At 60.4% G+C, this 14,149-nt stretch carries 10 protein-coding genes; 3 read left to right on the top strand and 7 right to left on the bottom strand.

All coding sequences use genetic code 11. The features are described 5' to 3' along the window. Positions 1-31: 31 nt before the first annotated feature. The 3 genes from IPJ76_14445 to IPJ76_14435 are packed head-to-tail and all read right to left on the bottom strand — an operon-like array spanning position 32 to position 4,383. Entirely contained in the window at positions 32-1,408 is a 1,377-nt protein-coding gene (locus IPJ76_14445) for a peptidylprolyl isomerase (GenBank protein ID QQR85791.1), read from the bottom strand. Then, entirely contained in the window at positions 1,371-2,225 is an 855-nt protein-coding gene (locus IPJ76_14440; GenBank protein QQR85790.1) for a hypothetical protein, read from the bottom strand. Before IPJ76_14440 ends, IPJ76_14445 begins: the two co-directional genes overlap by 38 nt. A 4-nt stretch (positions 2,226-2,229) precedes the next feature. After that, positions 2,230-4,383 carry a peptidylprolyl isomerase gene (locus tag IPJ76_14435; protein QQR85789.1) on the bottom strand — a complete coding sequence of 718 codons (2,154 nt, stop codon included), beginning with the start codon at positions 4,381-4,383 and terminating at the stop codon, positions 2,230-2,232. A gap of 190 nt (positions 4,384-4,573) precedes the next feature. On the opposite strand from IPJ76_14435, the gene IPJ76_14430 reads away from it, so the two are divergent. Both IPJ76_14430 and IPJ76_14425 read left to right on the top strand, forming a co-directional pair. Then, positions 4,574-5,323, top strand: a complete 750-nt coding sequence (locus IPJ76_14430) for a hypothetical protein (GenBank protein QQR85788.1) — start codon at positions 4,574-4,576, stop codon at positions 5,321-5,323. An 87-nt stretch (positions 5,324-5,410) separates the two neighbouring features. Further along, positions 5,411-6,229, top strand: a complete 819-nt coding sequence (locus IPJ76_14425) for an FkbM family methyltransferase (protein QQR85787.1) — start codon at positions 5,411-5,413, stop codon at positions 6,227-6,229. Here the strand turns inward: IPJ76_14425 and guaB are convergent, their stop codons facing one another. From guaB to IPJ76_14410, 3 genes are all read right to left on the bottom strand, one after another. Further along, positions 6,230-7,756: an IMP dehydrogenase gene (guaB, locus tag IPJ76_14420; protein QQR85786.1), complete on the bottom strand. Its 1,527-nt coding sequence runs from the start codon at positions 7,754-7,756 to the stop codon at positions 6,230-6,232. It lies immediately after the preceding gene. Between the two features lie 152 nt (positions 7,757-7,908). Then, positions 7,909-9,978 carry a gliding motility-associated C-terminal domain-containing protein gene (locus tag IPJ76_14415; protein ID QQR85785.1) on the bottom strand — a complete coding sequence of 690 codons (2,070 nt, stop codon included), beginning with the start codon at positions 9,976-9,978 and terminating at the stop codon, positions 7,909-7,911. Between the two features lie 53 nt (positions 9,979-10,031). After that, entirely contained in the window at positions 10,032-10,988 is a 957-nt protein-coding gene (locus tag IPJ76_14410) for a nitronate monooxygenase (GenBank protein QQR85784.1), read from the bottom strand. 175 nt (positions 10,989-11,163) lie between these two features. On the opposite strand from IPJ76_14410, the gene IPJ76_14405 reads away from it, so the two are divergent. Beyond that, positions 11,164-12,150 carry a hypothetical protein gene (locus tag IPJ76_14405; protein ID QQR85783.1) on the top strand — a complete coding sequence of 329 codons (987 nt, stop codon included), beginning with the start codon at positions 11,164-11,166 and terminating at the stop codon, positions 12,148-12,150. 73 nt (positions 12,151-12,223) lie between these two features. On the opposite strand, the gene asnB is transcribed toward IPJ76_14405, so the two are convergent. Beyond that, positions 12,224-14,146, bottom strand: coding sequence for an asparagine synthase (glutamine-hydrolyzing) (gene asnB, locus IPJ76_14400; GenBank protein ID QQR85782.1), 1,923 nt, complete (start codon positions 14,144-14,146; stop codon positions 12,224-12,226). Between the last annotated feature and the right edge of the window lie 3 nt (positions 14,147-14,149).

The raw sequence follows: 14,149 nt of genomic DNA, 5'->3' as shown, positions 1-14,149 counted from the left end.
CGCTGCTCTCTCGGTTTGCGGGCTGGTCGGCTCAAGGTTGCGGGGGCACGGTCACCCATGTATTGCGGAAAGGACAGGCCCGGTAGTCATCGTGGATGTGGACGTACGTTTCCTTCAAGCGGTCGTCCAGCCATGTCTTCACAAGGCGTGTGCGTTGCTCACCTTCCGCAGCGTTCTGCAGCATGGCGTAGTCGTCCGTCATGTTCACCACGTGCGGTTCGGTGCGTTTCACCAGGTACACGATGCGCAGCGCCTTGGTCTGGTTGGGCAGAGTGAACACGAGCGGATCGCTCACCTGGCCGGGTTTCAATTTGTCCAGCACTTGGAACAGGTCCGGGCTCAGTTCGTTGATCTTCCAACGGAAGCTGTTGCTGTTGGGGTCGGTCATCATGCCGTTCATGGCGCGGCTCTCCTCGTCCTCGCTGAACAGGCCCGCGAGCGTGGTGAAGCTGCTACCGCCGCGCACGGCTTTGGCCAAGCTATCGAGGATGGCGCGTTGATCGCCGCGTTCCACCTCCCCCACCACCGGTCTGCGCAGGATGTGGCGTGCGTGGTACTGTTGGCCGCGGCGCTCCACCATCTGGATCAAGTGCCAGCCGAATTCCGTCTCGAACACCTGGCTGTACTCGCCGTCCTTCAGGCCCATGGCCGCCAGGTCGAAGGCTTCCACCATCATGCCGGGACTTGCCCAGCCGAGGTCGCCACAATCGCCTGCCGATCCAGGATCGTCGCTATAGATGGTGGCGATGGCGCAGAAGTCCTTTTCGCCTTTGATGAATTGAGCACGCCATTCCTCGAGCTGCCGACGCACCCGGCTCACCTCGGCCGGGCTCGGTTTCGGCACGCGCACGATCTGCGCCCACTCCACTTCGGAGTTGATGAAAGGCAGGTCGTCCTTCGGTATGCTCTCGAAGTACCGGCGCACGTCCTTCGGGGTGATGCGCACCCCTCCGGTGATCCGCTGCTGCATCTCTTGGATGAGCAATTGATCCTTGATCTGATCATGGAAGTCGTCCTTGATCTCGGTGATGGACTTACCGTAGAATTCTTCCAGCTTTTCCTCGCTGCCCAGCTGACCTACGAAGTAGCGGATCCGCCGGTCGAGTTCCGCCTGGATGCGCGCTTCGTCCACCTCCACGCTGTCGATGCGGGCTTGTTCGAGCAGGATCTTCTCGTAGAGGATGTCTTCCAACTGTGCGCACCGCGCGCTGTCATTGATCGGAATACCCTCCTGCCTCAGCTGTTCCAAGCGCGTCACCAATTCGCTGTGCATCACCATTTGCTGCCCGACGGTGGCAATGGTGGCATCGACGAGCTGGCCCGCCGGCTGGGACATGGCACCCAACGGCAGCAACAGCGCCGCCAGGACCTTAGTGAAGGAGTTCCACATCCTTGTTGGCGAGCGCATGGTTGTACAGGTCGTTGCGCATGCCTTCGAGCAGACGCAACTTGCGTTGGTTGATGATGATGGCCCGGATGCCCGGGGCCACCCGTTGCAAAGGTGCCGCTCCGGTGCGCAATCGGTGCTCCAAGAGGTCCACGAAGTACGTGTTCACGCTGTCCTTGGCCACCACTTTGGTCGTGTGCGAGAGAAAGTCCGTTGGGTTCCCCGTTTCGATAGGGACCTCCTTCAACAGTTCGTTGAAGTCGAACCAATCATCGCCGGTATCGGTGATGCCAACACCCCGCTGCGCACGCCATATCTCCAGTTCGCGGAGCTTTTGCTGGTCCTCGCTGCGCCACAGGTCCTCGATGCGCTTCAGCGTCTTCCGATCGTCCTCGCGCACCTTGAACCATCGCACACGGACGATGTCGTCCTTCAGCACGAAGTTCTTTTGGTTCTCGGTGTAGTACCGCTCAACCTCAGCAGCGCTCACCGCGGTATCCAACTTCTGATCGATCAGAGCCTGTTCGTAGGCGTGCAGGATGAGCGAGCGACGATAGGCCTGCAATTCGGCTTCCACATCCTTCTGCACCACGCTCAGGTTCTGCTCAGCGTTGTACATGAGCACGCGATCGCGCAACCAGTTGTCGATGTACTGCGTGGCCAGCGCAACGCTGTCTTCCGGCGTGCTCTCCATGGGGATCACCTGCCGGAGCTCACCGCGCGCAAGGACATCGTCGTAGGCCCTGGCCACCAAGTCCTGCTCGGTCACTGCACCCGCGCCGCAACCGGCAGCGCCGACGAGCAAGAGGCAGAGCGGGGCAAGGGGACGCTGCGTCAAGCGATCAGCGGATGGAGTAGAGAACGTCCTTGTCTGTGACCACCGTGTACTTCTTGCGGAGCATGGCGATCCAATCCTTCTCCAACTGATCCTGGTACGCCGCGGTCACCAAGCCGCGGGCTTCCTCCAATGTCTTGGGCGCGGGAGCCACCACCTGTTTCATGTCGGCGATGACAACGCGACCATCGATGTCGAAGTTGTTTGTGAGGCCTACCATGCTGACACCTTTCAGGAACGGCTTCTCATCCGCGCTCCAGCGACCACTCTCCACATTGAGGTTCAATGCGCTGGTCTTGTTCACGGTCGTAATGAGTTCATCGCCACGCTTGCCCTTCTTCAGGAGCTTGCGCACCTGCTCGGCCACCGCGGCATTGGCACAGGTGTAGATGTCGGCATCGTAACGCACCGGGTGCATGAAGTCCGTGTTGTGCTGGTCGTAGTAGGCCTGCAACCCTGCACTGTCCTTCACGGCTTTGCTCCACACTTGCTGATCCGTGAGCTCGAACAGGAGGATCCCATCACGGTACTCCTTCATCAGCATGCGGAACTCGGGGTACTTCTCTTCGAGGCGCCCGTCCTCATAGCTCATCATGGTTTCGTCCACCCACGCTTCGTACTTGGTGTTCATGTACTGCTGGATGGGTTCGTTCTTTCCCCGCGCCTGCTTCGCTTCCAGGTAGCTGAGGAAGTCGGTTTGCGACCATGTGCGGCCATTGAGGGAGAACAACGGCTGCGTGAGCTTCTTGGTCTTTGCCGGGTCCACCGACCAGCCCTCATGGACATCGCGTACCACAAGGGTGTCATTGGGATCGGGGGTAAGATCCTGGTGCTGTCGGCTGCGGATGTTCACGAGCTTGCCGTTGCGCATGGTGCCGTTGATCTCCCGACGGTACCGCATTCCATTGCGCATAACGGGGCCTTCCACGGTGTTGCGGCGTAGCATGGTGTCGCTGACGCTGGTTCCCTTCAGGAAGATCGTACTGTCCACCACGGTGTACAGCGGCTTCATGTTCTTGGTGACCGGGGTGTACTTGTAGTCCTTGCGCAATTGCTCGATGAATGCCCGCTTGGTGATGTCGGCGCGGCTGTCCTTCTGGATCTTGCCTTTCAGATCGCCTTTCGCCTGATCGAACGTTGGCGGGGCCTGGTACTCCAAGCGCTTCACGATGTGCCAGCCGTAGCGCGTGCGGAAGGGTGCGCTGATCTCACCATCGTTCTTCAGCTTGAAGCTCTCGTTCTCGAATTCCTCGATCATCTTGCCCGTACCGAACATCGGCAGTTCGCCGCCCTTGGCATTGGTGCCGCTGTCCTCGCTGTACCGCAGGGCCAGGTCAGCGAACTTGCCGGGCTCCGCCAAGCACATGGCGTGGATCTCGTGGATGCGCTTGCGTGCATCCGCTTCTTTGATGGAATCGTTGTCCACACCACGCAACATGATGTGCGCCACCTTCACTTGGCCACGCGCAGCGCGCTTGTCCACCACTTTGATCACGTGGTAACCGAACCGGGTGCGCACCGGCTGGCTCACTTGGCCCACTGGGGTGCTGTACGCGGCCGTCTCGAACGGATAAACCATCTGCAGCGCGCTGAAGTAGCCAAGGTCACCACCGTTCTGGGCCGCGCTCGGGTCGTTGCTCCCGGCCTTGGCCACGGCCGCGAAGTCCTCACCGGCCATCACGCGATCGCGCAGGGCCAGGAGTTTCCGGTATGCCTTCAAGGTGTCTTCGGGCGTTGCTTCAGGCGCACAGGTGACCAGGATGTGGCTTGCACGGATCTCCTGCTGGCTCCGCCCGTAGGCCTCCTGCATCAATTGATCGTTCAGGTTGCGGTCCACCAAGTAGGGGCGGGCCAATTGCGTTCGGTATCCGGCCAGTTCATCGCGGAACTTCTTCACCGTGTCCATGCCCAGGCTCTCGGCCTCGCGCACCTTCAACTTGTAGTTGATGAAGAGTTCAAGGTACTCGTTCAATGCCTGCTGGGTGACGGCAGCGTCCTTGTTGTTCTTCTTGTAGATCGCCTCGAACTCGCTGCGCGTGACAGGCTTGCCGTCAACGGTCATCAACACGGGGTCGTCCGTGGCCAAACCTTCGGTCTTGTTGGTCTGTGCGGTTGCGCTCGCCGTCATCGCAACAAGGGCGAAGGCCGGCATCCACTTCATCAGGGTCATCGGTTCGGGTTTTGGGCGGCCTGGGAGCGTTTTCGCGCGGCCATGGCCTTTTGCAAAAGGGTGCCAAAACTAACCGGGCAGGTTTCCCGGCAAAGGACCAATGTGCGGTTAAAAAGATCGAAGCAGCGAGGTGCCGCGCCACCCTGAGGCACAGCTACTTTGGTGCCCAAAGCCCAAGCCGATGAAACACCTTCTCCTCCCATTGACCCTCGCAGTGCTCAGTACCAATGATGCAATCGCCCAATGCGATACGCTGGATTTTGAAGGCTATCCGAGCGACACCCCGTTCGAGAACCAATACCAAGCCTGCGGGGTCGTTTTCAGTAGTAATGGGGTTCCGTCCCCACCAGTCACTTACGATTACACTTCGTTTTCGTGGGGCAGCGTGCTGCACAGCTACGATTGGTTCGGCGAACTCCGGATGGACTTCATCGACCCGGTGAACGGAACGACCCACGTGCCGGTGAGCTATGTGTCGTTCGACAACCCCATCGACACCGAGATCGACTACATCGTGGGCACGGCCTACGATGTGAACGGCACAGTGCTTACCACGTTCAACAGCCAGAGCCCCGACCGTATTGAGATCAGCTTGCCCGGTCCTACGATCGCGTACATCGTGATGGACGATGCCAACGGTTCGGCTTATGTGATCGATGACCTGGTGATCGGCGGCCAAGGCAATTTGGGCCTTGCTCCGTTCAACCATGCAGAGCCATCCGCCCTGTGGCCCACGGACTGTGAAGGCACGATCACCTTGCGCACCATGTTCAACGGGCAAGGAACGGTGTTGAGCGCCGATGGCCGCGCGATCATGGCGTTGGCCATTTCCGCTGGTCAGCAGCAGATCGATCTCACCCTGCTTGCTCCCGGCGCATACGCGCTTGTGCTTGGGAACGGCACCGAGGTGCTCCGGTTCGTGAGGCGGTAGTCCGAACGTCGGCCGAGGCTCGTCTCCGAAGATCCAATTGCTGTCGGTGCCCGGGCAGTGCATCCGCTACGGGCCCATCTTCGCGGCATGTCGTCCGCTCGCGACCATCTGCTGCAGAAACTCTTCGTCCGTAGGAAGCCCGAGGTGGTGATGGATATCGGCGCGTGCAACGGCTACGCCGGGGTGCACTATGGGCATATGTTCCCCGGTGCGGTGGTACATGCGTTCGAGCCGGTGCCCACGAACCACGCGCTTGTGCTGGCCAATGCAACCAAGCATCCGGAAGTGGATCTGCGGGCCCATTGTCTGGCCCTTTCGGACAGGGCCGGAAGAGCAGTGCTGCATCTCTCATCAGCGGAGGGTTCGCGCCGAAGCGATGGGCACAGGAGTTCATCCTTACTTGAGCCGGGGCTCACCACCAAAGTGCACCCCTGGCTGGAGTTCAAGCAACGCATCGAGGTGACCACTGACACGCTGGATGCGTTTTGCGCACGCGAGCGCATCGCTGCGATCGACCTTATCCACATGGACGTGCAGGGCGCGGAGCTGATGGTGCTGCGTGGCGCTCCGGTGATGTTGAAGAAGGTGAAGGCCATCTGGATGGAGGTGGAACGCGTCCAACTGTACAAAGGCCAACCCGTCAAGCGTGAGGTGGAGGCCTTCATGCGAGCCAATGGATTCGTGTTGACCATCAGCAGTGTGGATCACATTGCGGGCGACCAGCTATGGGTGTCGCGGACCTTCCTCGAAGAGCAACCGCACTCCCTTCAGTGGCAAGTCACACTGGGACGGTGGTGGGGTGCAGTGCGGATGAGCGCGATCACAGCCTTGGGAGCACTCCGCTACCGGGTGCAATTGCGGACGCGCCTGCGGACAATGCTCAAAGCGCTGCGGCTTTCAGCCTGATCACAAGTGGCTGTAATTCGGCGCCTCGCGCGTGATGAACACATCGTGCGGGTGGCTCTCCTTCACCCCGGCGCTGGTGATGCGGATGAACTGTGATCCTTTCAGCGCCGAGATGCTCGCTGCTCCGCAGTACCCCATACCTGCACGCAACCCGCCTACGAGCTGGTGCACCACTTCGGCCAGTTTGCCTTTGTACGGGACGCGGCCGCTGATGCCTTCAGGTACCAGCTTCTTGATGTCATCTTCCATATCCTGGAAGTAGCGGTCCTTGCTGCCTTGTTGCATGGCTTCGATGCTGCCCATGCCACGGTACGTTTTGAAGCGGCGGCCTTCGTAGATGATCGTTTCGCCCGGGCTCTCTTCCACCCCGGCGAACATGCTGCCGATCATTACGGTGCTGGAACCTGCTGCCAGGGCTTTCACCACATCGCCGGTGTAGCGGATGCCACCATCAGCGATCACAGGAACACCGGACCCCTCAACGGCCTGCGCACAATCGAACACCGCCGTCAACTGCGGAACTCCAACACCGGCAATGACGCGCGTGGTGCAGATGCTGCCAGGGCCGATGCCCACTTTCACGGCGTCGGCACCGGCTTCAACGAGTGCTTTCGCGGCCGCGCCCGTGGCGATGTTGCCCACCACCACGTCCACGCTTTTGAATGCAGCTTTCACCTGTTTGAGCATATCGATGACGCCCTTGGTATGGCCATGAGCGGTGTCGATCACCAACGCGTCCACACCGGCATCAACAAGTGCTTTGGCGCGGTCGATGCTGTCGGCCGCAATGCCGATGGCGGCGGCGACACGCAACCTGCCATGCTTGTCTTTGGCGGCGTTGGGGCGTTGTTTCAGCTTGATGATGTCCTTGTATGTGATGAGCCCTACGAGCTTGCCGCCGGCATCCACCACGGGCAGCTTCTCGATCTTGTGCTCCTGCAGGATGTCCTCGGCAGCGGCCATGGAAGTATCAGGCTTGGCTGTGATGATGTTCTTGCTGGTCATCACCTCGGCCACCGGACGGTTCATCTGCTTCTCGAAGCGCAGGTCGCGGTTGGTAACGATGCCGGCCAACTTGCCGGATGCATCCACCACTGGGATGCCTCCGATCTTGTTCTCGGCCATCTGCTTCAGGGCATCGGCCACCAGTGCGTTGTCGAGCAAGGTGACGGGGTCCTGGATCATGCCGCTTTCGCTGCGCTTCACGCGGCGCACTTCGGCAGCCTGCTCTGCAACGGGTTGGTTCTTGTGAATGACGCCTATGCCGCCTTGCTGCGCGATGGCGATGGCCAACTCGGCACCCGTGACGGTGTCCATGGCTGCGCTGACAATAGGAACGTTCAGGGTGATGTTGCGCGAGAACAGGGTGCGCACCTCAACTGAACGCGGAAGAACTTCGCTGTAGGCAGGCACGAGCAGCACGTCATCGTACGTGAGGCCCTCGCCGATGAACTTGTGTGCATAGGGGCTGCCGTTGGCAGCCTGGGCAACCTTGGGTTTGCCCGTTGCGGGAGTGGTCAGATCCATGCGCGAAACTAAACATCCCGCCGTGCTCGAAGGCACGTCGGGATGTTTAGTTCCTTCCGCTCCGCGAAAGGGATCCCTGCGGCGCGCTGCTCGCGCAGCCCGCTCGCGGGGATGATAGGATCGGTGATGGCTTCCGGCCACAGGGAAAAGGATCACTCCTCGGCGAAGAGGAATGTTACCGTCCCACGCTCGGTGAACTGCTGCCCACCACCACCGCGGAAGCTGCAGTACCACGCATAGACCCCTTGTGGCACATATCGCCCTTCCACGCGGCCGTCCCACGCTTGGAAACGATCATTGGTGGTCCAGATGGCCTGGCCCCAGCGGTTGAAAATGGTGAACTCGTAACCGCTCAAATCGGTGTAGGCCGTTACAGGGATGAACGTATCGTTGATCCCGCCGGCGATGAACGCATTCGGCACCCAGAACTGCTGCTCCTGCACGGCACACGCTTCGTTGCTGACCGACACTGCGTTCACCCCGCTCGGGTTCCCGGCCTCGATGCTCTCCACGTAATAGCAGAAGCGGCCGTTCGTTTCGAAGAACGAGGTGACATCGTCCTCGTAGTCGGCTTGTGATGGTGGGTTGCTGGCCAGATAAGCGAAAGGACCACCAGCAACGCTCCGGTAAATGTTGAAACCCGAAGGCACCCCGGCCCAGCCCGCATAGCCGTTCCACCGCAACCGGTTCACACCATCAAGATCGGCCCGCACGGTCAGGAATATCGTGTTGCCCTCGTTGCTGATCAGCGTGATGGTGCCGCAGCTGTCCTCCACCACCACCCGGTAACGGTAGCTGCGTTCGCTGGTCATTGCATCGAGGTCGGTGAACGCAAGTGAGGGTCCTACCCCACCGCCCACCGTTCGGATGGTTTCGAACGGCAACCCGTTCTGGCTGCGTTGCAGGTGGTAGTTCTTCACCTCTGCCGTTACATCCACTTCATCCGTCACCAGCACTTCGTTCGGGGCCATAACGGTGGCGTTGCTGAGGTAGTTGAATGCCGGGAGGCCGGGGTAGGTGGTCGTGACGCAAACCTTGTTGCTGAGGGTCGTGCGCGTTCCGCCGGACTCGCTGGCCTTCACCACGTGGCAGTATGTCTTGAAGGGGTCAACGTTCTCGTGCACCGCACTGAATTCGTTCGGGCCGTGGATGCTGAGCAGGAACCATGGGCCTCCGTTCTCTTGCGCGAAAAGCTGGTAGCCAGCCACATCCCAGCCGATGTACGGCGTCCAACCAACCGTGATCTCCGAAACGCAGGCATTGTAGTCGATGCTCGCAAAAACGGTGGTATGCGAAGTCCCGGTAGCGCTCGTGTTCGGACTGGGCGGGTTACCGGTATAGCAGGTATCGAAAGCCGCAACGGTCCAGCTCTCGGTGCCATCGCACGGAGTGCTCGATGGCCAGATGAAGGTGTCGCTCGTTCCGCCCCACACAGTATCGATCACGATGTTGCCCCCACCGGTGACAAGGACCAGGATGTAGCCGTCCGTATCCGCCTCCGGGCTTGGGGTCCAAGTGACCGTGGTAAGGCAAGTGACCGAATCGACCGACACGGTTTCCATCACGGGTACTGACGGCGGTGTGGCATCAGCGAACTCGTCGCCGGCCAGATTGCTGAAACTCACGCAGCCGAGCGCATCCACCAGCCCGATGCGGAAGGTGAGCGAGTCGTCGCAGATGTCGATCACCTCTTCATAATGGTTGATGGTATTGGCCACCGACCCCACCTGGGTCCATGTGCCCTGTGGGTATTCCATCCAAATGCTGTAGTTGGCAGACGCCGAAGCCAGCGGCGGTACATGTGGATGCGTCCAATCCAGCACCGCGCTGCCGAGCGGGGCGCTTTGGGCCACCGTTAAGAAGATGGAGCAAAGGGTATCGCTGGGTATCGAAGTATTCGGAGGTGGTGAAGTGGTGACCGTGGTGAGGTAGTAGCACACCGGCCCGGCATCGGCATTGGCTCCGGCATGGTAGTAGGTTGTGGTGCCGTAAACAGGGATGGTGGTCAACAACGAAAAGCCAAGGCCACCGTCGTAGAAGAGCTGGTACTCCTGGAAGTCGCCACCGGGATCGGCCGGAGCGGTCCATGTGAGCGTTACATCGCCGATCAGGTTCACCGAGGCACAATGCAGAACGGGTGGATCCAAAACCACCGCGCGGGCGGTCGTTAGGATGGAAAGGGCCAAGCCCAGTGCCAGGGAACGCACCTTGGGTGAACGCATCGACGGGTTGATCCTTGCCAGCAAGACGGGCGCAAAGGTCGGCGTGTTGCCGGTTATCCGTGGAAGCGTGACAAACCGGCCATATGGTCCAGACCGGTCCGGTAGTCGGTCATCATGCGCTCAATGACGCCAGCGGCTGAGGGGATATCGTCGATGGCAGCACTTACCTGCCCGATCTCCAATTCGCCCTGGTCCATGTCGCCTTCGAACATGCCGCGCTTCGCACGGGCCCTTCCCAGCACCTGTTTCAGTTCTTCAACCGAAGCACCGCGCGCATAGGCCGCCTGCACATCGCCATAGAAGGCATTCTTTATCAGACGGACCGGGGCCAACTCCTTGAGCGTAAGCACAGTATCACCCTCATCCGTATTGGCCACTTTCTGCTTGAAAGCATCATGGGCACTGCTCTCCTTGGTGCACACGAACCGGCTGCCCAATTGCACGCCATCCGCACCCAAGGCCATGGCCGCCACCATGGCCCGGCCATCGCCTATGCCCCCAGCGGCGATCAGTGGAACATCCACGGCATCGCGCACCATGGGTATCAGCACCAGTGTTGTCGTCTCCTCACGCCCATTGTGCCCCCCGGCCTCGAAGCCTTCGGCCACCAAGGCATCCACGCCTGCTTCCACCGCCTTCTTGGCGAACTTCACGCTGCTGACCACATGCACAACGGCGATCCCGTGCTGCTTGAGTTTCCCCGTCCAAGCACCCGGGCTTCCGGCGCTGGTGAACACCACCCGTACACCCTCTTCAACAATTATGGCCATGTGCTCCTCCACGTTGGGATAGAGCAAGGGCACGTTCACCCCAAATGGCATGTTGGTGGCGGCTTTGCATTTGCGGATCTGCCCGCGCAGCACGTCGGGGTACATACTTCCGCTGCCCAACAAGCCCAGACCGCCAGCATTGGCCACCGCACTGGCCAGCCGCCAGCCGCTGCACCAGATCATTCCCGCCTGTACAATAGGGTATCTCACCCCGAACAGATCACAAACCCGGTTGGCCATTGAAGCTCGAAGCCCGTGTGAGGGCAAGGGCGCCGAAAGTAGCCTTGCCCGATCGGCTAGTCGGGTATCCCATTGGGCTGGTCGATCGTTGAAATCTCCCGTGAGCCCCCGCCTGAAGCACGCGTGGATACTTTCCTATGTTTGCGCGTCTTGTAGCCTGACCGGAACACCCCTGATGAGAAAGCTGTACGTACTGATCGTCTTAGCCCTGCTGTCGGCCTCCGCAAAGGCCCAGTACGCTTGGGATATCGGCTTCCACCTCGGTGGTGCCAACTATCTGGGTGAGATGGGCGGCAAGGAAAAGCCCCGCCGCGATTTCATCTGGGATTTGAAGCTCAGCCAAACGCGCTGGGCCATTGGAGGTTTCGCCCGCCGGAAGATCAATCGCACCATCAGCATCAATGCGGGCCTGATGTACCTGCGCATCCAAGGCGCCGACGACCTGAGCATCTACCAACCCCGCCGCTACCGCAACCTGAATTTCCGCAACGACATTTTCGAGCTTTACGTACGTGGCGAGCTCACGCTTTATCACGACAACGACATCGGTGGGCGCGGGCGCTACAAGAACGACTTCAAGTTGTTCGCCTATGTGGGCGCTGCCGTGTTCTATCATAACCCGAAGGGCCAGTACGTGGGCACGGACAACAACGTGTTGAGCAATGGCGAGTGGGTTTCGTTGCGCCCCTTGCGCACCGAGCTGGTCGACTACAGCCCCATCGGATTCTCGATCCCGGCAGGGCTTGGTTTCCACTTGACCTTCAAACGCCGTCACCGTATCGGTTGGGACTTCGGCTGGCGCACCACGTTCACCGACTACCTGGATGACGCGAGCACCGTGTACCAAGATCCCAACTTGATGCCTGACGGCAATGGTGGGGCAGCTTCTTATATGTACGACCAGAGTGGTCCCGCCTTGGCCGAGGCGTACTCGAATGATCCGAACCTTGCGAGTTGGTGGCCCTACCAGTACGGCTGGGAGGAAGAGCGCAGCGACGGCCGCGACAACATCCGTGGCGATCCCACGCACAACGACAGCTACCTCACCATGACGCTGACGTACAGCTACGTGTTGAAGGGGCAGTCGAATTTCTACCGCCAGCGCTACAGCTGGGTGCGCGGCAAGAAGCGTATCGGCCGTAAGAGCCGGGCGAAGTTCTAGGGCCTCATCCTTGCCCTTCTCCAGTGGAGAAGGGTCAAAAGAGAGAAGGGAGCTTCGGCTCCCTTCTCTCTTTTCAGGCCTGCACGCCGTTGCGCTGCATCCAGTCCTCCAGTACCACAAGCATCCAAACGCGGCCCCAAGTCACACGTGGGTCGTTAGCAAGGAACCGTTGCCAGAGGTCAGTGACGCCAGCGCTATTGAACTGATCGCGGGCTGCGAGTGCGGTCATGCGGTCTGAACAGAAGGTCTTCAGTTCGCCTCGCATCCACTGTGCCCATGGCAGGGTGAAGCCCATCTTGGGACGATCGATGATCTCGCGCGGCAACAGATCGCCCAAGCTCTCGGTGAGGAGTTGCTTGGGCGTGTGCGGGTACTTGAACGCATCGCCAACCCCGAGGACGAACGATACCAAGTCGTGATCGAGGAAAGGTACACGCACTTCCAGCGCATGGGCCATGCTCATCTGGTCGGTGTCGCGCAGCAGCACGTTCTGCATGTAGGTGCACATTTCCAAGAGGCTCACACGGCTGAGCAATGGAAGTTTGTCGCCTCCACCACCTCCCAGGAGAACTTCCGCTTGGAAACGCACCGCGTTAATGGGCGACATATCATTCCGAAGCAACGTGCGCAGCTCAGCATCAGTGAAGGCTAGTCGCGAAAGCGGATAAGTGTTCTTCAACGACCAGTCATCCAACGCCAATAGCTCGGCGGCTTTGGTCGAGGCGGCACTTGGCCGCGCCTTGGCCAGCACCGAACCTGCCAACTTCCTCAGCGTCTTGGGCACGGCCATGAGCCAGGCCTTTCGCTGTAGTTCAGTGCTCCGCTGGAAGACATCGTACCCAGCGAAAACCTCATCACCACCAAGGCCGCTCAGCGCCATGGTGATGCCAGCCTGCTTGGTCACCTTGCTGACCACCCACGTGTTGGGGCCGTCCATGCTCGGGTGGTCCATAGCGGCCAGCGCATCGGGCAGGTAACGGAGCATGTCGGCAGGCTTCAGCTTGATCTCCGTGTGCTGCGTGTTGAAGCGCTTGGCGATGATCTGTGCGTAACGCGCTTCGCTGAATTGGCTTTCGTCGAACGACACATTGAAGGTGTGCACCGGCGCGCTGCTGCACTCGGCCATCAGGCCCACTACGGCACTGCTGTCGATACCGCCGCTGAGGAAAGCCCCAAAGGGCACATCCGCAACGAGGCGCTTCTCCACGGCCTTGGCGAGCAGCGTGCGGGTCTCCTTCGTGACAGCTTCCATGGGCAATACCTGCGCATCCTTACGAGCGGCTTTCACCGGGCCCCACCACTCGGATTCCTCGCGCACACCCTGGTCTCCGTTGAAGCGCAGCAACCGACCAGGCAACAACATGCGCACACAGGACACTATCGTCTTGGGCGCGTGCACCGTTCCGTAGCGCAGGTAATCGGTCAGGGCATCCTGGTCAAGTTCCGAAGGGAGCGCGCGGGAGGCAAGCAACGCCCTGATCTCGCTAGCGAAGCCCAAACCCATGGACCCAGCTTCATGCAGTGCGCTGAACACGGAATAGTAGAGCGGCTTGATGCCCAAGCGATCCCTTACCAGCACGCACTCCTGCTCCTGCTCGTCCCACAAGGCAAAGGCGAACATGCCTTCGAGCTTGGGCAGGCAATCGGCGCCCCAGCGGGCCCACGCATGCAGAAGCACCTCGCCGTCGCCGCCGCTGCGCCAGGCCACATCGCCCAGTTGCTTGCGGAGGACGCGGTAGTTGTAGATCTCGCCATTGAACACGATGGTGTAGCGCCCATCCGGTGTCGTCATCGGCTGGTTGCTGGCGGCGCTCAGATCGATGATGCTCAAGCGCCGGTGGCCAAGCACAACATCGCTCCCCTGCCAAAGGCCCTCCGCATCAGGACCACGGTGCGCAATACGGTCCGTCATGCGGCGCACAATGGCTTGGGGATCGTCGCTCTTGGCGAAGTGCCCCACCGCCTTCAGCCCAACGATCCCCGCAATGCCGCACATCGC

This window comes from Flavobacteriales bacterium (genome assembly GCA_016699575.1).
Lineage (GTDB): Bacteria > Bacteroidota > Bacteroidia > Flavobacteriales_F > PHOS-HE28 > PHOS-HE28.
This window is presented reverse-complemented; position numbering and strand designations above follow the sequence as displayed.